Origin of the sequence: Streptococcus sp. oral taxon 431, from assembly GCF_001553685.1 — a bacterium.
In the GTDB taxonomy this organism is placed as follows: Bacteria; Bacillota; Bacilli; order Lactobacillales; family Streptococcaceae; genus Streptococcus.
On the sequence record NZ_CP014264.1, the window covers coordinates 191,909 to 213,975 of the forward strand.

24 protein-coding genes are annotated in these 22,067 nt (G+C 40.5%); 18 read left to right on the forward strand and 6 right to left on the reverse strand.

Annotated features, from left to right (window positions below):
* Positions 1-98: 98 nt before the first annotated feature.
* From AXE83_RS01000 to AXE83_RS01010, 3 genes are read left to right on the forward strand one after another with little or no spacing between them, the layout of a single operon-like run.
* Positions 99-1,472, forward strand: a complete 1,374-nt coding sequence (locus tag AXE83_RS01000) for a M20 family metallopeptidase (protein WP_060955092.1) — start codon at positions 99-101, stop codon at positions 1,470-1,472.
* Positions 1,465-2,526: a methionine ABC transporter ATP-binding protein gene (locus AXE83_RS01005; protein ID WP_060955093.1), complete on the forward strand. Its 1,062-nt coding sequence runs from the start codon at positions 1,465-1,467 to the stop codon at positions 2,524-2,526. The genes AXE83_RS01000 and AXE83_RS01005 overlap by 8 nt, the downstream gene beginning before the upstream one ends.
* A gap of 1 nt (position 2,527) precedes the next feature.
* The gene (locus tag AXE83_RS01010; RefSeq protein WP_049495467.1) at positions 2,528-3,220 is read left to right on the forward strand and encodes a methionine ABC transporter permease; all 693 of its coding nucleotides are present in this window, start codon (positions 2,528-2,530) and stop codon (positions 3,218-3,220) included.
* A gap of 310 nt (positions 3,221-3,530) precedes the next feature.
* Here AXE83_RS01010 and AXE83_RS01015 read toward each other — a convergent pair whose 3' ends face one another.
* Complete coding sequence (locus AXE83_RS01015) at positions 3,531-4,100, reverse strand: MptD family putative ECF transporter S component (protein ID WP_060955094.1); 570 nt, start codon at positions 4,098-4,100, stop codon at positions 3,531-3,533.
* A 131-nt stretch (positions 4,101-4,231) separates the two neighbouring features.
* Here AXE83_RS01015 and AXE83_RS01020 point away from each other — a divergent pair, with 131 nt between their 5' ends.
* The 14 genes from AXE83_RS01020 to AXE83_RS01085 all read left to right on the forward strand — a co-directional run bounded on the left by AXE83_RS01020 (position 4,232) and on the right by AXE83_RS01085 (position 14,530).
* Positions 4,232-5,083 carry an Rgg/GadR/MutR family transcriptional regulator gene (locus AXE83_RS01020; protein ID WP_060955095.1) on the forward strand — a complete coding sequence of 284 codons (852 nt, stop codon included), beginning with the start codon at positions 4,232-4,234 and terminating at the stop codon, positions 5,081-5,083.
* 187 nt (positions 5,084-5,270) lie between these two features.
* Positions 5,271-6,518, forward strand: coding sequence for a hypothetical protein (locus AXE83_RS01025; RefSeq protein WP_060955096.1), 1,248 nt, complete (start codon positions 5,271-5,273; stop codon positions 6,516-6,518).
* Positions 6,519-6,598: 80 nt separating this feature from the next.
* Complete coding sequence (hisS, locus tag AXE83_RS01030; RefSeq protein WP_049526407.1) at positions 6,599-7,879, forward strand: histidine--tRNA ligase; 1,281 nt, start codon at positions 6,599-6,601, stop codon at positions 7,877-7,879.
* Complete coding sequence (locus AXE83_RS01035; protein ID WP_060955097.1) at positions 7,879-8,343, forward strand: hypothetical protein; 465 nt, start codon at positions 7,879-7,881, stop codon at positions 8,341-8,343. The genes hisS and AXE83_RS01035 overlap by 1 nt, the downstream gene beginning before the upstream one ends.
* Positions 8,344-8,352: 9 nt before the next feature.
* The gene (locus AXE83_RS01040; RefSeq protein ID WP_001176235.1) at positions 8,353-8,559 is read left to right on the forward strand and encodes a helix-turn-helix transcriptional regulator; all 207 of its coding nucleotides are present in this window, start codon (positions 8,353-8,355) and stop codon (positions 8,557-8,559) included.
* Entirely contained in the window at positions 8,559-8,759 is a 201-nt protein-coding gene (locus AXE83_RS01045) for a hypothetical protein (RefSeq protein ID WP_060955098.1), read from the forward strand. Before AXE83_RS01040 ends, AXE83_RS01045 begins: the two co-directional genes overlap by 1 nt.
* Entirely contained in the window at positions 8,759-8,962 is a 204-nt protein-coding gene (locus AXE83_RS01050) for a hypothetical protein (protein WP_060955099.1), read from the forward strand. Before AXE83_RS01045 ends, AXE83_RS01050 begins: the two co-directional genes overlap by 1 nt.
* Positions 8,959-9,309, forward strand: coding sequence for a PspC domain-containing protein (locus AXE83_RS01055; RefSeq protein WP_045762548.1), 351 nt, complete (start codon positions 8,959-8,961; stop codon positions 9,307-9,309). The genes AXE83_RS01050 and AXE83_RS01055 overlap by 4 nt, the downstream gene beginning before the upstream one ends.
* A gap of 7 nt (positions 9,310-9,316) precedes the next feature.
* Complete coding sequence (locus AXE83_RS01060) at positions 9,317-10,045, forward strand: DUF3169 family protein (RefSeq protein ID WP_075227014.1); 729 nt, start codon at positions 9,317-9,319, stop codon at positions 10,043-10,045.
* Positions 10,046-10,139: 94 nt separating this feature from the next.
* A complete protein-coding gene (locus AXE83_RS01065; protein ID WP_045762549.1) occupies positions 10,140-10,814 on the forward strand; it encodes a DUF3169 family protein in 675 nt (224 codons plus the stop codon).
* 9 nt (positions 10,815-10,823) lie between these two features.
* Complete coding sequence (locus AXE83_RS01070) at positions 10,824-11,465, forward strand: CPBP family intramembrane glutamic endopeptidase (RefSeq protein ID WP_060955101.1); 642 nt, start codon at positions 10,824-10,826, stop codon at positions 11,463-11,465.
* 18 nt (positions 11,466-11,483) lie between these two features.
* Positions 11,484-11,699, forward strand: coding sequence for a hypothetical protein (locus AXE83_RS01075; protein WP_060955102.1), 216 nt, complete (start codon positions 11,484-11,486; stop codon positions 11,697-11,699).
* Between the two features lie 148 nt (positions 11,700-11,847).
* On the forward strand, positions 11,848-13,611 hold the full coding sequence (gene aspS / locus AXE83_RS01080; RefSeq protein WP_060955103.1) for an aspartate--tRNA ligase: 1,764 nt from the start codon (positions 11,848-11,850) through the stop codon (positions 13,609-13,611).
* Positions 13,589-14,530 (forward strand): YitT family protein, encoded by a 942-nt coding sequence (locus tag AXE83_RS01085; protein WP_060955104.1) that lies wholly within the window; start codon positions 13,589-13,591, stop codon positions 14,528-14,530. The genes aspS and AXE83_RS01085 overlap by 23 nt, the downstream gene beginning before the upstream one ends.
* A 62-nt stretch (positions 14,531-14,592) precedes the next feature.
* Here the strand turns inward: AXE83_RS01085 and AXE83_RS01090 are convergent, their stop codons facing one another.
* From AXE83_RS01090 to AXE83_RS01110, 5 genes are all read right to left on the reverse strand, one after another.
* On the reverse strand, positions 14,593-15,579 hold the full coding sequence (locus AXE83_RS01090; protein WP_060955105.1) for a LacI family DNA-binding transcriptional regulator: 987 nt from the start codon (positions 15,577-15,579) through the stop codon (positions 14,593-14,595).
* 9 nt (positions 15,580-15,588) lie between these two features.
* The gene (locus AXE83_RS01095; protein ID WP_060955106.1) at positions 15,589-16,389 is read right to left on the reverse strand and encodes a DUF1189 domain-containing protein; all 801 of its coding nucleotides are present in this window, start codon (positions 16,387-16,389) and stop codon (positions 15,589-15,591) included.
* 204 nt (positions 16,390-16,593) lie between these two features.
* Complete coding sequence (locus AXE83_RS01100; RefSeq protein WP_049531176.1) at positions 16,594-17,436, reverse strand: sugar ABC transporter permease; 843 nt, start codon at positions 17,434-17,436, stop codon at positions 16,594-16,596.
* A gap of 1 nt (position 17,437) precedes the next feature.
* The gene (locus tag AXE83_RS01105; RefSeq protein WP_060955107.1) at positions 17,438-18,730 is read right to left on the reverse strand and encodes a carbohydrate ABC transporter permease; all 1,293 of its coding nucleotides are present in this window, start codon (positions 18,728-18,730) and stop codon (positions 17,438-17,440) included.
* Positions 18,731-18,840: 110 nt separating this feature from the next.
* Entirely contained in the window at positions 18,841-20,112 is a 1,272-nt protein-coding gene (locus AXE83_RS01110) for an extracellular solute-binding protein (protein WP_006146133.1), read from the reverse strand.
* Between the two features lie 419 nt (positions 20,113-20,531).
* Between AXE83_RS01110 and malQ the strand changes: the two genes are divergently transcribed.
* Positions 20,532-22,049, forward strand: coding sequence for a 4-alpha-glucanotransferase (malQ, locus tag AXE83_RS01115; protein ID WP_060955108.1), 1,518 nt, complete (start codon positions 20,532-20,534; stop codon positions 22,047-22,049).
* The last annotated feature ends 18 nt before the right edge of the window (positions 22,050-22,067 follow it).

Genomic DNA, 22,067 nt, shown 5'->3' on the forward strand with positions numbered 1-22,067 from the left:
TTTTTCCACCTCTTGCTTTTATATAGAGACTAAAGAAAAGGAATATCCACTTGTATTGATTCCAAAGGTACAAGTCCTAGTAGAAAGGTAGAGAGAAAATGGTTTTTCCTAGCCAAGAAGAACAAATTGAAAAATTTGAAAAGGATCATGTAGCCCAGCATTACTTTGAGGTTTTGCGTACCCTGATTTCTAAAAAATCAGTCTTTGCCCAACAAGTCGGCCTTAAAGAGGTGGCTCGTTATCTAGGCGAGATTTTCAAGCGTGTAGGTGCAGAGGTCGAGATTGATGAGAGTTATACGGCACCCTTTGTCATGGCGCACTTTAAAAGTTCACGCCCAAATGCCAAGACTATCATTTTCTACAACCACTATGACACAGTACCTGCGGATAGCGACCAAGTCTGGACCGAGGATCCTTTTACGCTTTCTGTGCGTGATGGCATCATGTATGGACGCGGGGTTGACGACGACAAGGGTCATATCACAGCTCGTTTGAGTGCTTTGAGAAAATACATGCAGCACCACGATGACCTGCCTGTCAATATCAGTTTTATTATGGAGGGAGCGGAGGAATCGGCTTCGACAGACCTGGATAAGTATCTGGAAAAGCATGCGGACAAACTCCGTGGCGCAGATTTGTTGGTCTGGGAACAAGGAACTAAAAATGCCTTGGAACAGCTAGAAATTTCTGGCGGAAATAAGGGAATTGTGACCTTTGATGCCAAGGTAAAAAGCGCTGATGTGGATATCCACTCCAGCTATGGTGGTATTGTGGAGTCAGCTCCATGGTATCTCATTCAAGCCTTGACCAGTTTGCGAGCTGCAGATGGGCGTATTTTAGTTGAGGGCTTGTACGATGATGTGCAGGAGCCGAACGAACGTGAGTTGGCCTTGGTTGAAACCTATGCTCAACGCAATCCAGAGGAAATCAGCCAGATTTATGGCTTGGAATTGCCACTTTTACAAGAGGAACGTACAGCCTTTCTCAAACGTTTCTTCTTTGAACCAGCACTCAATATCGAAGGGATCCAGTCTGGTTATCAGGGGCAAGGAGTTAAAACGATTCTACCGGCTGAGGCTAGTGCCAAGCTAGAAGTCCGCTTGGTTCCAGGCTTGGAACCACATGATGTTTTGGATAAAATCCGGAAACAACTAGACAAAAACGGCTTTGATAAGGTAGAATTGTACTATACCTTGGGTGAGATGAGTTATCGGAGCGATATGAGTGCGCCAGCCATTCTCAATGTGATCGAGTTGGCCAAGAAATTCTATCCACAGGGCGTTTCAGTCTTGCCGACTACAGCTGGGACAGGACCTATGCATACGGTCTTTGATGCCTTAGAAGTACCCATGGTTGCCTTTGGGCTTGGAAATGCTAATAGCCGAGACCATGGTGGAGATGAAAATGTGCGAATCGCCGATTATTATACCCATATTGAATTAGTAGAGGAGCTGATTAGAAGCTATGAGTAGAGATATTATTAAGTTAGATCAGATCGATGTGACGTTTCACCAAAAGAAAAGAACCATTACAGCGGTCAAGGATGTGACCATTCACATTCAAGAAGGGGATATCTACGGAATCGTTGGATATTCTGGAGCAGGGAAATCAACCCTAGTTCGTGTTATTAACCTCTTACAAAAGCCATCTGCAGGCAAAATTACCATTGACGACGATGTGATTTTTGATGGCAAGGTGACCTTGACGGCAGAGCAGTTGCGTCGTAAACGTCAGGATATCGGGATGATTTTCCAGCATTTCAACCTGATGAGCCAGAAGACAGCAGAGGAGAATGTAGCCTTTGCCCTTAAACACTCTGGACTCAGCAAGGAAGAAAAGAAGGCTAAAGTAGCTAAACTGCTTGACTTGGTTGGTCTTGCGGACCGTGCCGAAAACTACCCTTCACAGCTTTCTGGAGGTCAAAAACAACGTGTGGCTATTGCGCGTGCCTTGGCCAATGATCCAAAAATCTTGATTTCAGATGAATCAACTTCTGCCCTTGACCCTAAGACAACCAAGCAAATCTTAGCTTTGCTGCAAGATTTGAACCAAAAACTAGGTTTGACCGTTGTCTTGATTACACACGAGATGCAGATTGTCAAAGACATTGCTAACCGTGTAGCCGTTATGCAAGATGGTCGCTTGATTGAAGAGGGTAGCGTTCTTGAAATCTTCTCAGATCCTAAACAACCTTTGACTCAAGACTTCATCTCAACAGCCACAGGTATTGACGAAGCTATGGTCAAGATTGAGAAACAAGAAATCGTAGAGCACTTATCTGACAAGAGTATTCTGGTACAACTCAAGTATGCAGGAGCTTCTACAGATGAGCCACTTTTAAATGAATTATATAAGCACTACCAAGTAACAGCAAATATTCTCTATGGAAACATCGAAATTTTGGATGGTACTCCTGTTGGTGAGCTTGTGGTTGTCTTGTCAGGGGAAAAAGAAGCCTTGGCAAGCGCTCAAGAGGCCATCCGTCAGGCTGGTGTGCAACTAATAGTATTGAAGGGAGGACAGTAAGATGGCAGAATTGATTAAAGCATACTTACCAAACGTCTACAAGATGGGTTGGTCTGGTCAAGCTGGCTGGGGAACAGCTATCTACTTGACTCTTTATATGACGGTTCTTTCCTTTATCATCGGAGGTTTCCTAGGACTGGTTGCAGGGCTTTTCCTTGTCTTGACAGCTCCAGGTGGTGTCTTGGAAAATAAAGTTGTTTTCTGGATTTTGGATAAGATTACCTCTATTTTCCGTGCGGTACCATTTATCATTCTCTTGGCAGTCTTGTCACCCTTCTCTCATCTAATCGTAGGAACAAGCATTGGTCCAAATGCGGCTATCGTTCCGCTATCTTTTGCAGTCTTTGCCTTCTTTGCCCGTCAAGTACAGGTGGTATTGGCTGAGCTAGATGGTGGTGTCATCGAGGCAGCTCAAGCCAGTGGAGCTACTTTCTGGGACATCGTAGGTGTTTACCTATCGGAAGGTCTACCAGACTTGATCCGTGTGACAACTGTGACCTTGATCTCACTAGTCGGTGAAACAGCTATGGCGGGAGCGGTCGGAGCAGGTGGTATTGGTAACGTAGCTATCGCTTATGGTTTTAACCGTTACAATCACGATGTGACCATCTTGGCAACCATTATTATCATTTTGATTATCTTTACGATTCAGTTCTTGGGAGACTTCTTGACCAAGAAATTAAGTCATAAATAAAAGAGCCCTGTGGCTCTCAGATTGAAGAAAAAGTCAATTTTGGACAATTTTCTTCAATCTTTTTCTATTATTAGAGAAAATAAAAAACTCTTAATACTCTTCGAAAATCAAATTCAAACCACGTCAACGTCGCCTTGCCGTACTCAAGTACAGCCTGCGGCTAGTTTCCTAGTTTGCTCTTTGATTTTCATTGAGTATAAAAAGAGCATAGAACAGCATTTCTAAGAGTTTTCAAGATGTAGTAACCAAGCTTCTTTAATTACCGAAAGGGTTTGTCTACCTACTGAGAGCCGTGTGGCTCTTTTTTCTATCACATTTTATCTGCAAATTTTTTACTAAGTGCTTGTCCAATCAGGGCACCAAGTAAAGCGCCGATGAGAACACTTGTGATAAAGAGGAGGATATTAGCAGGATTCGGTGCAACCATAATGCGATCGATATAGTCCTGAGATTTTCCACGAGTGACTAGAGTTGCTATATAGGCTTGAGGGGTCAACCACATGAGTAGAATGGGACCAGTAGTACCAAAAGCAAAAACTAGGAAGGAAAGAAGGTTCTTGACCTTATCTTTGTAGTGGCCTAGGTGAGCGATGTCATCTGCTGCAAGACCGCAGATAATACCTGGCAGAAAGGCTCCAGCACCATGCTTACTCCCGAGGAAAAAGAGAGCAATCACAAGTCCTATCGAAGTAATCGCTCCAAAACGAGGCACTTTTGCTAAAAGGATCATATAGACGCTACCACCCACAAGAGCAGAAAAGGCAGGGGCGTAAAACATATTTCCAGTGTGGTCGACAAGGTTCCCTAGTAGAACCCCCACTCCGATACAGAGAAAGTAGACAAGAGCGGCTACAAGGGTTGTCAAGATATTCTTTTTCATAAGTTCTCCTTCGTATATCTGATGTTATTCATTGTATCATGCCTGTGGCAGATTGTAAATGCTAGCTTGGAACTAGTATTTATTAGGAAATGTGGTAAAATAAGAAAAAATAAAAGACGAGTGGTAAGAGGATGAAGAATTTAGGAAAAGTTTTTAAAGAGTTAAGGGAGTCCAGAAAAATCTCCTTGAGACAAGCAACAGGTGGACGCTTTTCAGCATCCTTATTATCACGTTTTGAAAATGGTCAGAGTGAAATATCTGCTCCAAAGTTAATCACAGCTTTGGAGAATATTCATGTGAGTATGGAAGAATTGTTATTTTTGGCGAGAGGTTTTCATCAGGATGCCTATTCTGAATTTAGAAACAGAATAGTCGAGGCTATCGACCCACAAGATTTGACATCCTTGCGTACTCTCTACCAGAGAGAATATCAACAACTTCCTTTTTCAAAGGATAAACAGCAACACATTCTCAAAGCTATTTTGATAAAATCCTATATGAAAGCTATTGATGAGACGGTTACATTGATCTCTGAGGAAGAAAGAGTCCTACATGATTATCTATTTTCTGTTGAAATTTGGGGGCTCTATGAACTTTCGTTCTTTTCTTCCTGCTCTCCTCTTTTATCAGTCCAGCTTTTGACAAAGTATACTCGGGAAATGTTGCGGAAGTCAGATTTCTTGCAAGGAGTTGGGAAAAATCGGAATATGATGCACACCTTGCTCCTCAATGGTTTTATGGCCTGCATTGAAGTTGATGATTTTACCAATGCCCTTTATTTCAAAAAACAAATTGAAAAGAACTTCTTTGAAGAAAATGAAACCTATTTTCGAATAGTCTACCTATGGGCAGAAGGTTTGCTTGATAGTAAGCAAGGAAGAGTGGAGGAAGGACAGAGAAAGATGGAGGACGCTGTCCGTATTTTTGAAATGATTGGTTGTAGCAAATCTGCAGACTATTATAGAAGTGCCAGGGAGTGTTGAATATTTGCAACTAGGTAAATTAAATTGAAACGATAGGACTGTGAAGATACTTATTAGTAGTAGAAAATTCTAGCGTTTTCGTTATTCGTTTAATCTGTTGCATATATTCAAAAAATATTCTCAAGGTCTTCTTGATGCTATACTAGAGCTACCATAAAAGTAGAATGTGAGAAAGAAAGGAATCTATATGAAACTATTACTAAGAAATCAAGCATACAGAGTTTTGAGCTTATCACGATTTTTCAATGCTTTTGGTGCTTCCATTTTTAATTTAGTATTTGTGGTCTATGCCTCGACTTTGCCAGAGGCTTCTGTTGCCGTTGCCATGGCGAATGTTGTGATGATGCTTCCAACTCTTTTTACAGTTTTTGTGGGAATTCGGGCTGATTACACGAGGGACAAGGTCAAATGGATGACCTATGTCGGTTTATTTCAGGCGGTTTTATTTTTTCTAGCAGCCCTAGTTGTTCAGCAAGCTAGTTTCTTTGCCTTTTCGACCCTTTGCCTCATCAATGTCCTTAGTGATGTAGCCAGTGATTTTGCTGGTGGCTTGCGAATGCCTCTCGTTAAAGAAAAGGTAGCAGAGCAAGATTTGATGGAGGCTTACTCATTTTCCCAGTTTATTACCTATATTTCTGCTATTGGCGGCCAAGCTTTTGGAGTTTGGCTATTAGGGGTGTCAACACAGAACTTTTCGCTCGTAGCGGGAATCAATGCCATATTTTTCCTAGTATCAGCTCTCATTCTCTTTTTAGGAAGGGCTGAATTAAGCTTATCAACTCCACTTGTTGATAGTAAATCACTGAAAAATGAGAAACTTTCTATCAAAGATCAATTTTTAACGATTTATCGAAACTTACGTCTCGTTTTTCTTAAAAGTGGACAGAAAAACTTTGGTTTTATGCTCTTTGCTATCTTGCTTATCAATGCTTTGGGTGGTGCCTTAGGTGGTATCTATAACATCTTCCTTTTAAATCATTCCTTACTGAATTTTTCCTACAAGGATGCATTGTTTATCTTACAATTGATTACCTTATTAGCAGTTATCATCAGTAGTCTTACGGGAAATGATTATTTTGGGAAGCAATCTTTGCCTAAATTGATGATGTGGGTCACATTAGGAGCCAGTCTAGTTGGTCTATCTAATTTGTTAAACCAAGTCTTGCTCGGGATGCTTTTCGTCTTTTTTACCATGTATATCTCTGGTAAAATTTCCCCTAAAATTAGTTCCATGCTGCTGAAAAATCTTGCTCCAGAGGTTCTCTCTCGCACTAGTAATTTTTTAGGTTTGTTGTTTACTCTATCCATACCAGTGGGGACGGCCTGTTTTTCACTGGTGGCGGTATGGGATATACAGTTGACTTGGATACTTTTCGTAGGTCTTTCTCTGATAGCTATTCTTCTGACAAGTCTCAATCTCAAAAATGAAATTTAGGTGTTCGTCTTCTTTTCAGACTGTCCCAATCCCTTCATTTATGGTAAAATAGGACTATTAAGTTATAAAGAGGATTCCCTATGAAATTACAAAAGCCAAAAGGAACGCAGGATATTTTACCTGCTGAGTCTGCCAAATGGCAGTACGTTGAAGGATTTGCGCGTGAAATCTTCAAACGCTACAACTATGCAGAAGTACGCACGCCTATTTTTGAGCACTACGAAGTCATCAGTCGTTCGGTTGGAGACACAACTGATATCGTAACCAAGGAAATGTATGACTTTTACGACAAGGGTGACCGCCATATCACTCTCCGTCCAGAGGGAACAGCACCAGTTGTTCGTTCTTATGTGGAAAATAAACTCTTCGCACCAGAAGTTCAAAAACCAAGCAAGTTCTACTACATGGGGCCAATGTTCCGCTATGAGCGCCCACAAGCAGGTCGCTTGCGCCAGTTCCACCAGATTGGTGTGGAGTGCTTTGGATCAAGTAATCCAGCCACAGATGTGGAAACGATCGCTATGGCAGCCCACTTTTTGAAAGCAATCGGTGTTCAAGGTGTCAAACTCCACCTCAACACTCTTGGAAATCCCGAAAGTCGTGCGGCCTACCGTCAAGCCTTGATTGACTATTTGACACCACTTAAGGAGACCTTGTCTAAGGATAGCCAACGTCGCTTGGAGGAAAATCCTCTCCGTGTTTTGGACTCTAAGGAAAAAGAAGACAAGGTGGCAGTAGAGAATGCGCCGTCTATCTTGGATTACCTTGATGAAGAAAGCCAAGCCCACTTTGCTGCTGTCCGTCAGATGCTGGAAAATCTTGGAGTAGATTACATCATCGATACCAATATGGTTCGTGGTTTGGACTACTACAACCACACGATTTTTGAATTCATCACTGAGATTGAGGGCAATGCCTTGACAGTCTGTGCAGGTGGTCGCTACGATGGCTTGGTTGCCTATTTTGGTGGTCCTGAGACTGCTGGATTTGGTTTTGGACTTGGTGTAGAGCGTCTGCTTCTCATCCTTGAAAAGCAAGGTGTGTCTCTCCCTATCGAAAACGCCCTAGATGTCTATATCGCCGTTCTCGGTGAAGGAGCAAATCTTAAAGCCTTGGAGTTGGTACAAGCTCTTCGCCTACAAGGTTTCAAAGCAGAGCGTGATTACCTCAACCGTAAACTCAAAGCGCAATTCAAGTCAGCCGATGTTTTTGCTGCTAAGACTCTTATCACTCTTGGAGAGAGCGAAGTCGAAAGCGGACAAGTGACAGTCAAGAACAACCAAACTCGAGAAGAAGTTCAAGTTTCACTTGAAACAATCAGCCAAAACTTCTCAGAAATCTTTGCAAAATTAGGATTTTAATAACAGATAAACTGGTCAGGATCTTACTCCTGACCGTTTTCTTTTGCAAAATGACAAAAATCATAAACTTTTTGACAAATATGCTTGTCAAAAAGAAAAAGATGTGTTACAATATAATCAAGTTAAGAGAAAAGGAGAAAGGAACAATTATGTGGGCATTAGGATTTGTACCTCTTGTGATTATGTTTTGTATCTACCATTCTCAAAAGGTCAAGAAACTAGAGAATAAAATCAAAAAGTTTGAGCGAAAAGAGAAAGGTAATACAGAAATGTCAAGATTATTAAAAGAAATGATTGGGAGAACGCCGGTCATCGTTGGACAATTATTTGGAACAGATAACTGGGAAGTTGTGGATGTTGATGAGGAATGGGTCAAGCTACGACGTGTAGATAAAAAGGGAAAAGAAAAATTCAAACTACAACGCATTGAGGATATCCAAACGATTCAATTTGACGGAAAGTAGGTGTGTGACATGCAACTAAAAAATCGTCTAAAAGAGCTTCGGGCTCGCGATGGCCTGAATCAAACTGAACTGGCCAAGCTAGCAGGCGTATCCAGGCAAACCATCAGTCTATTGGAGCGGGATGAGTACACGCCCTCCATCGTCATTGCTCTGAAGATTGCTCAGATCTTTAATGAGCCAGTCGAGTCAGTTTTTCGCTTAGAGGAGGATGAGTGATGAACAAGTATAAAGTGATTTATTATCTATGTATCGTTGTGTTTATCGTGAATCTTTTGGCCATGATTGGAACCCTATTTGGTTGGTTTACAATTGTTGAAAGTAAATATCTCTTCTGGATTAATATAGTGCTACTATTAGTCTTTAGATGGGTAGAGAAAAAAATAAAGTTCAAAGAGCTCGTAAAAGGAGAGAAATGATGTTGAGACATAAACTGTTCTATTATGTAGCACTTGTAGCTCTATTGGTCGGCGTGTTTCTAATTATTGGGACAGACTTAGGCTGGTTTAATCTGTATCAAAGTGAGCAATCCTTTTGGATTTACTTTGGCCTCATCCCAGTAGTTGAATGGATTGAAAAGAAATTAAAAAATGTAGAAGTTGTAAGAGGAGAAGAATCATGAAAGAATTTTTAGCAGGTTTTCAAGTCGATACTGAAGACAAAGCACTTGCAGGTGTCTGTGCAGGTTTAGGAAACTATTTTAACATCCAAACCAATATCGTTCGTTTGGTGACGATCTTCTTGTTTCTTTCTTCGACGGAGATTGGGATTATAATAGTGGCTCTCTATGCTTATCTAGCAGGTTGGCTAGGTAAAGAGTCATTGGGAGATAGAGCGAAAAAAGCAAGAAACCAAGCTATTCTCTTATTTGTTGTTTGTTTGCTTTTGGTGTCGCTTGGAGCAGAAGGTTTGACAGCTATTTTTGAATCAGGTAAAGCCTTTGGTCAGTGGTTGGCTGGTTTAGTTTAGAGGGAGTATGAATATGAAAAAGAAACGAGTGCTATATTTCTTATTATTGTTTATATCAGTATTTATTACAGGTATGTTTATGGGACGTGCTTTGGCAATGGGAGTCAGTTTCAATCTAACAGATTTGATTCCTTGGTTTTCTGGCTCTAGTTTATTATTGGCATTGATTAGTATCCTTTTGGCTTTCAATTTCCTAAAGAAAAGTAGGGAATTTCACTCCTTGTATCAAGAGGAAATGGATGATAATCTGAATGAAACCTATTATGTGCAAATGTATCGAAATCTTGAGTTTGGAACAATTGCTTCTAACATAGTTTCAGTTACGACTTTGTTAGCATTTTTTATATCGGCGACTGAAGTGCTTATACTTGGTAATAGTTATCTAACTTTAGCACTCTCTTTTCTAGGGTTGATGTTGCTATTTGTTGTTCAAAAACATCTTTTGAAGACAATTTCTATTGTTCGTCAGTTTGATTTGGCATTTTTCTCCATGCCAAAGGATGTGTTAGATTATGTCAATTCTTACGATGAAGGAGAGCGACAAGCTAATTTGGAACAGAGTTTTCGGATTTTATTTCAATTAAACCAATATATTTTACAAGGTTTGTATATTTTTATTACTATCGTTTCTGTGCTTACAAGAGAAATTCAGTTATTAGCTCTTTTAGCCGTAGCGGTAGTCCATATTTATATCAATGTAATGCAAATACCTATGGTGAAACGTTATTTCAAATAGGAACAATCACTGAAACTACTAAAAGTTATTAGTTGGTTTAGATAGGGGCCAGAAAATGAATAATAATCGTAGATGGTGGAGAGTGGGAGTGTGTATGTTAAGTGCTTTTGTAGGAGTCTTTGCTTACACTCTTAGAGGTATAGTTGAACAGATTCAAATGTCACAAGTCTTACCTACTATTTATGGACTTACTCTCGTTATTGGAGGACTTTCCTTCATCTTAGCCATGTATTATCTTGGTAAGAGTCGAGAAGTTTATACTCTTTATCAAAGGGGGACAGAGGAAGAAGATAGTGATCAGACTTATGTAAGAGCCTATCGTTACTTGGATTATGGTTCGGTTTCTTCCAATGTTTTGATGATAGCAATGATGACCAGTGGGATTATACTGATTTCTCCGATATTTAAGAATACCTTGCTAATTCTTCCAGCTCTTATTCTATTATGCTTATACATTATTGTTGCCAATTACTTGTTGCGAACTATTTTTATCGTTCGACACTATAAACTGTCTGCTTATTACACTCCAAAAGATATTTTAGATTATCTTAACAGTTATGATGAGGGAGAAAAGCAGGCAGAGATGGAGAGTGCCTTTTTAACTCTGTTTAGGCTGGATCAAATTTTACTGCCATCACTCTATTTTTTATTGATAGTATTATCAGTTGTTTTACGAGAAATACAAGTGGTTGCCTTAGTTCTTTTAGTTGTCATCCATATCTATATCAATGTTGCACATTTACGAAAAACAAAACGTTATTTTAAATAGGAGAATCTTATGAAAACACTTAAAAATATTGGCTGGTATAGTCTTACTTTCTTATCATTTATTATGGTCTATAGTTTTATTCAGGGCGTAGGCTTAGAAGCCATGAAAATGGGTGCGCCTGAATATGTTGCTGTCCCAATTTATGTCTTATTAGCAGGAATTTTCACCTTCGTTACCTACAAGTGGTATAAGACAGGAACCGTTACGATTGAAAAAACAGCCCTCAACAAATACATCTGGTTGCCTGCCTTGGTGTGGGCCCTTGTCATTGTTGCTCAATTCTTTTTGCCAAATGATCCATCAGTCAATCAACAGACGGCAGAACAATTGACTCATAATCAACCTCTCTTCGCTTTCTTCATGATAGTTGTCTTTGCGCCCCTGACAGAAGAGTTAACCTTTAGAGGTATGCTAGCTCGTTATGTCTTCCCTCAACAGGATAACATCAAGCAGACAGCTCTCTTTCTACTAGTAACAAGCATCATCTTTGCCCTCGTTCATTTCCCTGGAACTCCACAACAATTCCTAGTGTATGGTTCCCTCGGTTTGAGCTTGGGGTTGGCTTATATCAGCAAGGGTGGACTGGCTTACAGCATTGCTTTACATGCTTTAAATAATTTAATCGGATTTTTAATGATTCTCATGCTATAATAGACTCAGGAGGAAGTCATGAAACGAGTGATATTATTAGCAGTGATTCAGGCAGTTGTTCTCTTCTTTATCATTGGAGCGCTTGCCTATGCTTTTAAAGGGGATTTCTTTTATAACCATCTAGCAGTTATCTTTGCACCAATTGCAGGTATTATGCGATTTGCGACAGCCTATGCAACGGAGATTGTTCTCCCTAAAAAGGCTGCAGAGATTGCTGAAAAGCGTAAAAAATAAAGAAATTCCAAGTAAAATAAGATCCAGCGAATGACTTTGCTGGATTTTTTCATTTATAGCAGGATTCTTCTCAACTTTTCTGATGATTTTCATGAAGAGCCTGCGCTTTTATGGTAAAATAGTAACAGAATAAAAGAGGAGAGAAAACATGAAACGTAGTATGTATGCTGGTCGTGTTCGTGAGGAGCACATCGGACAAGAAATTACCTTGAAAGGCTGGGTTGCACGTCGTCGTGACCTTGGTGGTTTGATCTTTATCGATCTTCGCGACCGTGAAGGAATCATGCAGTTGGTTATCAACCCAGAAAAAGTATCTGCAGAGGTGATGGCAACAGCTGAAAGCCTTCGTAGTGAATTTGTCATCGAGGTGACTGGTCAAGTTGCTGCACGTGAGCAGGCCAATGATAAGTTGGCGACTGGAGCAGTTGAACTGAATGTAACAGCTCTTACTGTACTTAACACAGCTAAAACAACACCATTTGAAATCAAGGATGGCATTGAAGCAAACGATGATACGCGTCTACGTTACCGTTACCTTGACCTTCGTCGTCCAGAAATGTTGGAAAATCTTAAACTTCGTGCCAAGGTAACGCATTCTATCCGCAACTACTTGGATGAGTTGGAATTTATCGATGTGGAAACACCATTCCTTTCTAAATCAACACCAGAAGGGGCGCGTGACTATTTGGTGCCATCTCGTGTTAATAAAGGGCATTTCTATGCTCTTCCTCAAAGTCCGCAGATTACAAAACAGTTGTTGATGAATGCTGGGTTTGATCGTTACTACCAAATTGTTAAATGTTTCCGTGACGAAGACTTGCGTGGTGACCGCCAACCTGAATTTACTCAGGTCGACTTGGAAACTTCATTCTTGACTGAGCAAGAAATCCAAGACATCACAGAAGGCTTGATTGCGCGCGTGATGAAGGAAACAAAAGGCATCGAAGTAACACTGCCATTCCCTCGAATGAAGTATGATGATGCTATGGCTCTTTATGGTTCTGACAAGCCTGATACTCGTTTTGAAATGTTGCTTCAAGACTTGACAGATCTTGTCAAGGGTGTTGATTTCAAGGTCTTCTCAGAAGCACCTGCCGTTAAAGCCATTGTAGTTCAAGGCGCAGCAGACAACTACTCTCGTAAAGACATCGACAAGATGACAGAAGTAGCTAAACAGTATGGTGCCAAAGGTCTTGCTTGGGTCAAGGTAGTTGATGGAGAATTAAATGGACCAGTTGCGAAATTCTTGACTGGTATCCAAGCAGACTTGACAACAGCGCTTGGTCTTGAAGATAAGGACTTGGTTCTCTTTGTGGCTGATACGCTTGAAGTAGCTAATGCAACTCTTGGTGCCCTTCGTGGACGTATTGCTAAAGAACTAGGCTTGATTGATAATGATAAATTTAACTTCCTTTGGGTTGTTGACTGGCCAATGTTTGAATGGTCTGAAGAAGAAGGCCGTTATATGAGCGCCCACCATCCATTTACCCTTCCTCAAGCAGAAACTGCTCACGAGCTCGAGGGTGAATTGGCTAAGGTTCGTGCCATTGCCTATGATATCGTCCTAAACGGTTATGAACTTGGTGGCGGTAGCCTTCGTATCAACCAAAAAGAACTGCAAGAACGTATGTTCAAAGCTCTTGGTTTCTCAGCTGAAGAAGCCAATGACCAGTTTGGTTTCCTTTTGGAAGCCATGGACTATGGATTCCCACCACACGGTGGTTTGGCTATCGGTCTTGACCGTTTTGTCATGTTACTCGCTGGAGAAGAAAATATCCGTGAAGTCATCGCCTTTCCTAAGAACAACAAAGCAACTGATCCAATGACGCAAGCACCATCAACAGTAGCTCTTAAACAATTAGAGGAACTTAATCTACAAGTAGAACAAGATGAAACAAACGAAACTAACTAAAAAGTGGAATCATTATCTTCGCCGCTTTGCTTATCGAGTAAAGATTTTGCGTGTTTTACAAAGTATTTCTCGAGAAAAATACGATGAAAAAATCTCAGCTTCTCTGGTATATGGTTTTCTATCAGCAGTAGCTGTCAATTTCTTTTTCCAACCAGGGCACGTTTATTCAAGTGGTGCGACAGGTTTGGCCCAGATTATATCTGCTCTAAGTAACCACTGGTTTGGGTTTCATTTCCCAATCTCAGTAGCATTTTATACCATCAATATTCCTCTCATGATTTTGGCCTGGTATCAAATTGGACATAAGTTCACGATTTTTACCTTTATCACGGTATCTATGAGTTCGCTCTTTATCCAGTTTGTGCCGGTGGTGGTCTTGACAGAAGATCCAATCATCAATGCCCTTTTTGGGGGTGTTGTCATGGGGCTTGGAATCGGATTTGCGCTACGTCATAACATCTCCAGTGGCGGAACAGATATTGTCAGCCTAACCATTCGTAAGAAGACAGGTCGTAACGTCGGAAGCATCTCTTTCTTGGTGAACGGTACCATCATGTTGATTGCTGGAGTGACCTTTGGTTGGAAATATGCCCTTTATTCCATGATTACTATCTTTGTCTCAAGTCGTGTGACAGATGCAGTTTTCACCAAACAAAAACGCATGCAGGCCATGATTGTTACTAGCAATCCAGATGCAGTCATTGAGAAAATCCATCATAAATTGCACCGTGGAGCGACTATGATCCATGATGCTGAAGGAACTTATAACCACGAACGTAAGGCTGTTTTGATTACGGTTATCACTCGTGCAGAGTTCAATGATTTTAAACTGATCATGAAGCAAGTTGATCCAACAGCCTTTGTTTCTGTTTCAGAAAATGTTCATATCCTAGGCCGATTTGTCGAAGTCGAAAACTAATCAATTATAAAAATAGATTACAAAAAACCAACTCTAAGCAAAAGTGTTAGAGCTGGTTTTTCTTATTTTTCAATGATTTCATGCGCAATGACTTGACGATAGCAGATTTGACGATTTTCTTTGACATCATTGATGATTTGAAGAATAGTCTCAAACGAAGTGCGGCCGAGAGCTAGACTATTAATATTGACATAGGCTGCTAGGTTTAATTTTGGATTTACAGAGTCAAAGCTAAGAACAGGGACATTCAGCTGATGTTCGTTGAGGTAGTTACAAACACCTTCAGCTAAGAGGCTATCTGTTGTGATAACAGCATCGGTTTTTGGATCGTATTCAAAAAGTTGTTTGCTAAATTTATATCCCTTTTCTTCAAGAAATCCATCAGCGAAAAAGGTACGATGACTATCAAGAGATAGTTTGTGTTCTTGGAGGGCTTGCTCGTAACCTGTTAGACGATCCTGCGTAACGTAGAGTTTCTTGGTACCGCCGATGAAAGCAATGCGGCTGCATCCTTTTTTGATGAAGTATTCTGTCGCATCAAAACCAGCTTGAATATTATCATTGTCAACAAGTGAAATGAAGGGTGATAGTGATTTCCCAAGGATGAGGAAGGGAAATTGTTCTTCAGTAACGAGTTTAACCAAGGGGTCATTTTCTTGGGCATACAAGAAGATAAGACCGTCTACACGCTTTCCATAAACCATCTGTGAAATTGCATTTAAGCGCTCTTTTTCGTCTTTTCCAGTTGCAATCTGGATAGCATAGTGATTTTCTGAAGCAACTTGTGCAATTCCTCTAAGGACAGAAGGAAAGAAAGGATTTTGATAGAAAACGTCTGAATCATCTGGAAGAACCAGGCCGATAACCTGCGTATAACTACTAACCAGGCTTCGGGCATTAAGATTAGGATGATAGTTGAGTTCTTTCATTACCTTTCGAACTCGTTTTTTGGTTTCATCGCTAATGGTTGATTTGTTTTGAATAACACGGGTTACGGTTGAGGGTGAGACCCCTGCAGCCTTGGCCACGTCTTTAATCGTAACAGGCATAATAATCTCCTACTTGTGGTAGTCTGGATCACGGAAATGCGTTTTGTAAAAGATAGTGACCAGGTATAGAACAAATAAAATGTTTTGAACAGTAATTAAAGTTGCCATATTTTGGCCTAGGAGACCGAGAATCATGGCAAGTAAGGTTGGTAATCCTAAACAGTTCAAGATGAAATGATAGCACTCTTTATAGCTTTTAAATGAAAAGAGACGTGATTTTTTCGTAAAGTAGAGCAAGAGGCTAGAACCTAGAGCAACGATGAAAAAATTAAGTCCGAAGAGGAAGCTAGAACCTAACACAAGAAAGAGGCTAACATAGATACGATTCTGTTGATACCAGTCTTTAGAAATGTCTTGTGTTAAGCTTTCCTTGCTTTGGAAACTATCGGTCGTGATCGCATGATAGCGAATGCTAGTCAATTCTTTTCCTTGCTTACTGATGACGAGTTGCTCAGGTTCAAAGTTAAGAAGTAATTCTTCAGGAAAGTTTGAACTAGAAGCGTCTCCGATTTGAACAGAAGCTAGATGAGGAGTTGAACCAGTATAGCTCAGCTTCCCATCATTAATCTGAGTATTTGCAGCTAAATCTTGTACGACATCGTCCGTCAGAGGAGCGTAGACATCATCGATGAAGGTTTCTAAAGGATAGGTGTCCTGAGAGCTGTTCTGGATGGCAATAGGAACCATAGACAAGCTAATCAAGAAAACACTGGTAAAAATCAGTTGAAACCAGTTTAGACCGAAACGATGAGAGAGGGGCTTACGAAATCCCCAAATACTATTAAAATAAGAAAATGGATATGGTAGCATAAATCTCTTTCTATAGGCATTTTTCTATACGAGTATTATATAGAGAAATGGTTTTTATTTCAAGCGGGGGAGCAGAATCCTTGGTAAAAGTAAATGTTTGTCATGATTTATTCACTAACTAACAAGGAAAACTCAGTAAGCTCTTGTTTCTCACCAGACAATCGATGTACAAGTTCAAAAATGAAAAAGGGTGGCGGGGGTATATTACCCCTTGTCGCCACCGCTTGTAAGTCCTGAAACGAAGTTCTTTTGTAAGAAGAAGAAGAGTGTACAGATTGGAAGAGCGATGAGGATAGCACCTGCTGAGAAGTAGGCAATCTTCATGTTCTTCACATTGCTAACGAAGGTCTGTAGACCAACGGCAACTGTAAAGTATTCTTTTTCACGAAGCAAGAAACTAGAGAGGATATAGTCTCCGAAAGGTCCCATGAAGGCCCAGAGTGCTTGTACAGCAACCATTGGACGAACAAGAGGGAGAACGATTTGCCAGAAGCGGCGGAAATGTCCTGCACCATCAAGTTTTGCAGACTCATCAAGAGACATTGGCACGGTGTCAAAGTAACCTTTCATCAACCAAGCATTCATAGGGATACCTCCACCAACGTAGAGGAAGATGAGGAACCAGCTATGGTTAAGGGCATTCAACATGAGGGCCATAACGAAGAAGGCAGTCAAAGCAGCCATTGTAGGCACCATTTGGATAATCAAGAAGAAGACCAAACTTTGTTTACGAGCCAAGAAGTTGTAACGGCTATAGGCATAACCAGCAAGTACGATAATACTTGTTTGTACAACCATAGTGATCAAAGCGATGATCAAAGTGTTGAGGTACCATGTACCGTACAAGGTTTCTGTAAAGAGCCCTTTGAAGTTATCAAAATTGAAGTCGATGTTAGTATCGAGTTTAAAGGCTGCGACGTTACCTGCCTTGAAGGCTGACATGATAGTAATCAACAGTGGATAGATAATCACGATTGAAAGGCCAATCAAGTAGAGGTAAGTAAGGGTTTGAGTCAGTCTACGTTTGAGTTTGATTGAGTTATTCATCTTAGACGTCCTCCATATCAAATGCGTGTAGTTTCTTGAAGGCAATCATAGAGATTGAGATGACAATGATAGAGATAATCAAGGTAACAGCTGCCGCCATAGAGTATTGAGGAGATGTACCCGTTGTCAAACGGTAGATCCATGAGATCAAGATATCGGTTGAACCAGCACCACCACCGACACTACCAGGACCACCGCCATTGAAGAGGTACATGATAGAGAAGTTGTTGAAGTTGAAGGTGTATTGGCTGATCAAAGTAGGTGCCGCAACAGCCAAGATCATTGGGAAAGTGATGTTGCGGAATTTTTGCCAAGCGTTTGCACCGTCGATATAAGCTGCTTCATACAAGTCGTTTGGAATAGACTGTAGGATACCGAGAGTAAGGACATAGATATAAGGGAATCCAAGCCAACCTTGCATCATAATCAAGGCAACCTTAGTCCAAGTAGGGTCTGTTTTCCAAGGGATAAGAGCTCCATCGAGGAATGGAAGAACCTTAGCAAAGAGAGGGATAACTTGGGTATTGATAGCACCAACACTATCGTTGAACATGTTTGAGAATGTCAAGATAGTGATGAAGGCTGGAACCGCCCAAGGCAGAAGGAAGATAACACCAAAGATACGTTTCCCCTTGATGAATGGTTGGTTGGCAATAATAGCTGTGAAGATACCGATTACAATCTGTAAAGTTGATGCAGACAAAGCCCAGATAATAGTCCAAGAAAGAACAGAACCGAAGGCTGAACGGAAGGTACTCAAGCTCCAGATATTTGTGAAGTTAGTCAAACCAACCCAGTCTAACAATTTGTTTGGTGGCAAGTGTTGGAAGTCATAGTTTGTGAAGGCAATCATCAAGGTTACGACAACGGGGAAGATGATTGCAAAGGTCATGGCAATATAAGATGGAATAATCAAGAGGTAAGGGAAGCCATTTTCATAGATTCCTTTGATCATATCTTTTAGCGTAAGTGGTACTGGAATTCCATTGTTAATACGTTTTGCGATAGTATGTGCATCTTTAATATTTGAGAAATAAAAGAGTACATAAACGACTACAAAGATTAAATGGAAGGCACCACGAATCAGCATGAAGAGGGAATTATCACGACCTGGCTTGTCACCAAGAGTAATGAGGTTGCTCAATTCAGGGGCTGCAAGTGCTAGGAAATAAAGGACAAATACGATGGTTACACCAAGGAAGATAAAACCTTTTGCCTTTTGTTTGTTGTAAATCTGTCCTAACCCAGGAATGAGAGACAGCAGTGCTGCTTTACTAGGTTGTTGCTTTTCCATAATAACTCCTTTCATAGGATACTGGTTTCTAATTAAAACCTAAACTATATATGTTTTCTATTGATAAATTCAAAGGGGGATTTGAATTCCACCCCCCTTGAACAAATTTTTTATTCACCAAATTTTTGTTTGATTGTTTCTTTGATCAATGTTACAGCATCGTTTGCAGCTGTCTTAGCATCTTTCTTACCACTTACAGCTTCAAATAGCATTGTTTTAGCTGGGTCCCAAACAGCTGACATTTGAGGGATGTTTGGCATTGGTTGAGCGTTTTGGAACTGTTTGATAACAGCTGTTGTCAACTCATCGTTTTTACCTTCAGCATATGAACGAGCCTCAGTGTTAGCTGGGATTTCGTTAGTTTTATCGTAGAAGGCTTTTTGTTCTTCAGTTGAAACAAGGAAGTCTACAAATTTTTGAGCAGCTTCAAGGTTCTTAGTACTTGATGGGATGATCCAAGCTTTACCACCACCGAATGTTTCATAGTTTTTACCGTTTGGAAGAGTTGGGATAGTCGCAACACTGTAGTTTACTTTAGCATCTTTGAAGGCCTGAGCTTTCCAAGGACCATCAATGATAGCAGCTGTTTTACCTTCTTGGAATTGAGTTTGGATTAGGTTTGGAGCTCCTTCTGTATCTTGCATACCTTTAGGCCATTTTTCGTACCAAGTTTTAGCGTAGTTGATAGCAGTGATAGCTCCTTCGTTTGCAAGTCCGATATCTTTAGAATCTTTACCGTTTTGGCCAAATACGTAACCGCCGTTACCAGCAAGAAGTCCGTATGCATAGTAGAAGTTTGTCCAGTCAGCAAGGAAGGCAGTTGTTTTACCATCTTCACCAGCGAAGGCATATTTGCTATCTTTAGCAAGTTCTTCTAATTCAGCAAAAGTTTTTGGAGCTTCTTTAATCAAGTCTTTATTATAGTACAAAACAAGTGACTCGATAACAGCAGGAGCACCGTAAACTTTACCGTCAGCAGCTGTTACAAGAGATTTAGTTTTATCATCTGTTTTAGCACCGTCGCTCAATTTCACTTCTGAAAGTTGTCCGTCTTTACCAAGGCTACCTACTCGGTCGTATGGTGCCATCATAACGTCAGCAGCTTTACCAGATTGGTTATCTAGAGAAAGGTTATCGAGACCACCCATTTGGTCTCCTGTTTTGATAGTAACTTTTACTCCAGCTTCTTTTTCGTAAGCTTGTGCAGCTGATTCAGCAAATGCTTTATATTGGTCTTCAACGTATAAAGTAAGTTCTTTACCTTCAGATGAACCAGAATCAGCCGCTTTATCAGCAGTTTTGCTTCCGCAAGCTACCAAAAGCAAGCTAGCAAGAGTAGCAGTACCAAGTACAGCTGCGCTCTTCATGAATTTTGTTGACATAGTGTATTCCTCCTAAAGAATAACAAATTTTAATTTCGAGGAAACGCAAACGTTTTCCCTTATGACTTTAGTATAGCACAAACAGAAAACGGTTGCAAGTCTTTTTTTAGAAAAAAATTTAAAAAGCTTGTTACTAGCTAATTCCTAAAATTGTTTGTATAATAGAAGAGAAAGATGTAATCGTGTAAATTTCGATTCAAAAATAATTGAAGGGAAACGATTGCATGATTTAGAGGAAATTTAATAGGAGATGAAAAAATAAGAATATAGTAACTTGAAAGTTTGTCAAAAAAGATTAAACAATAAAAAGTTTTTTTAAAAACGCTTGCATTTATTTTAGAAATGGGTTATACTTTACATAGCGCAAACGTTTGCGCACAAATTTGAACAATTAATAAAAAAACACTTGAGGTGCTATTATGAAGAAACGTCAAAGTGGTGTGTTGATGCACATCTCATCACTTCCAGGAGCATACGGAATCGGATCATTTGGTCAAAGCGCCTATGATTTCGTTGACTTCTTGGTTCGTACAAAGCAACGCTACTGGCAAATCCTTCCTTTAGGAACAACCAGCTACGGAGATTCTCCTTATCAATCTTTCTCAGCCTTTGCAGGTAATACTCACTTTATCGATCTTGATATCTTGGTTGAGCAAGGTCTCTTGGAAGCTAGTGATCTTGAAGGGATTGACTTTGGTAGCAACCCAACTGAAGTTGACTACGCTAAAATTTACTATGCACGTCGTCCCCTTCTAGAAAAAGCAGTCAAACGTTTCCTTGAAGTTGGAGATGTGAAAGACTTCGAAAGATTTGCTCAAGACAACCAATCATGGCTTGAACTTTTTGCAGAGTATATGGCTATTAAAGAGCATTTTGATAATTTGGCTTGGACAGAGTGGCCAGATGCAGACATTCGTGCTCGTAAAGCTTCTGCTCTTGAAAGCTACCGTGAGAAATTAGCTGACAAACTTGTTTACCACCGAGTAACCCAATATCTCTTCTTCCAACAATGGTTGAAATTGAAAGCATACGCTAATGAAAACCACATCGAGATTGTTGGGGATATGCCAATCTATGTTGCTGAAGATTCAAGCGATATGTGGGCAAATCCACACCTCTTTAAAACAGATGAAAACGGGAAAGCAACTTGCATCGCAGGATGCCCACCAGATGAGTTTTCTGCGACTGGTCAGCTTTGGGGTAACCCAATCTATGACTGGGAAGCAATGGATCGCGATGGCTACAAATGGTGGATTGAACGCTTGCGTGAAAGCTTTAAAATCTACGATATCGTGCGTATCGACCACTTCCGTGGATTTGAGTCTTATTGGGAAATCCCAGCTGGTTCTGAAACCGCGGCACCTGGTAAATGGGTGAAAGGACCTGACTACAAACTCTTTGCAGCGGTTAAAGAAGAACTTGGTGACTTGAACATCATCGCTGAAGACCTTGGTTTCATGACTGATGAAGTTATTGAACTACGTGAACGCACTGGCTTCCCAGGAATGAAGGTTCTTCAATTTGCCTTCAATCCAGAAGACGAAAGTATCGATAGCCCACACTTGGCACCAGCTAACTCTGTTATGTACACAGGAACACATGATAACAACACTGTTCTTGGTTGGTACCGTGATGAGATTGATGATCCAACTCGTGAGTACATGGCACGCTACACAAACCGTAAAGAGTACGAAACAGTGGTGCATGCTATGCTTCGTACAGCCTTCGCATCAGTAAGTTTCATGACGATTGCAACTATGCAAGATTTGCTAGAGTTGGATGGTTCAGCTCGTATGAACTTCCCATCTACTCTTGGTGGAAACTGGTCATGGCGTATGACAGCGGATCAATTGACTCCTGCTGTCGAAGAAACTTTGCTTGACTTGACTACAATTTATCGCCGTATCAATGAAAATTTGGTAGAATTAAAGAAATAAGACATTATCAGGAGACAT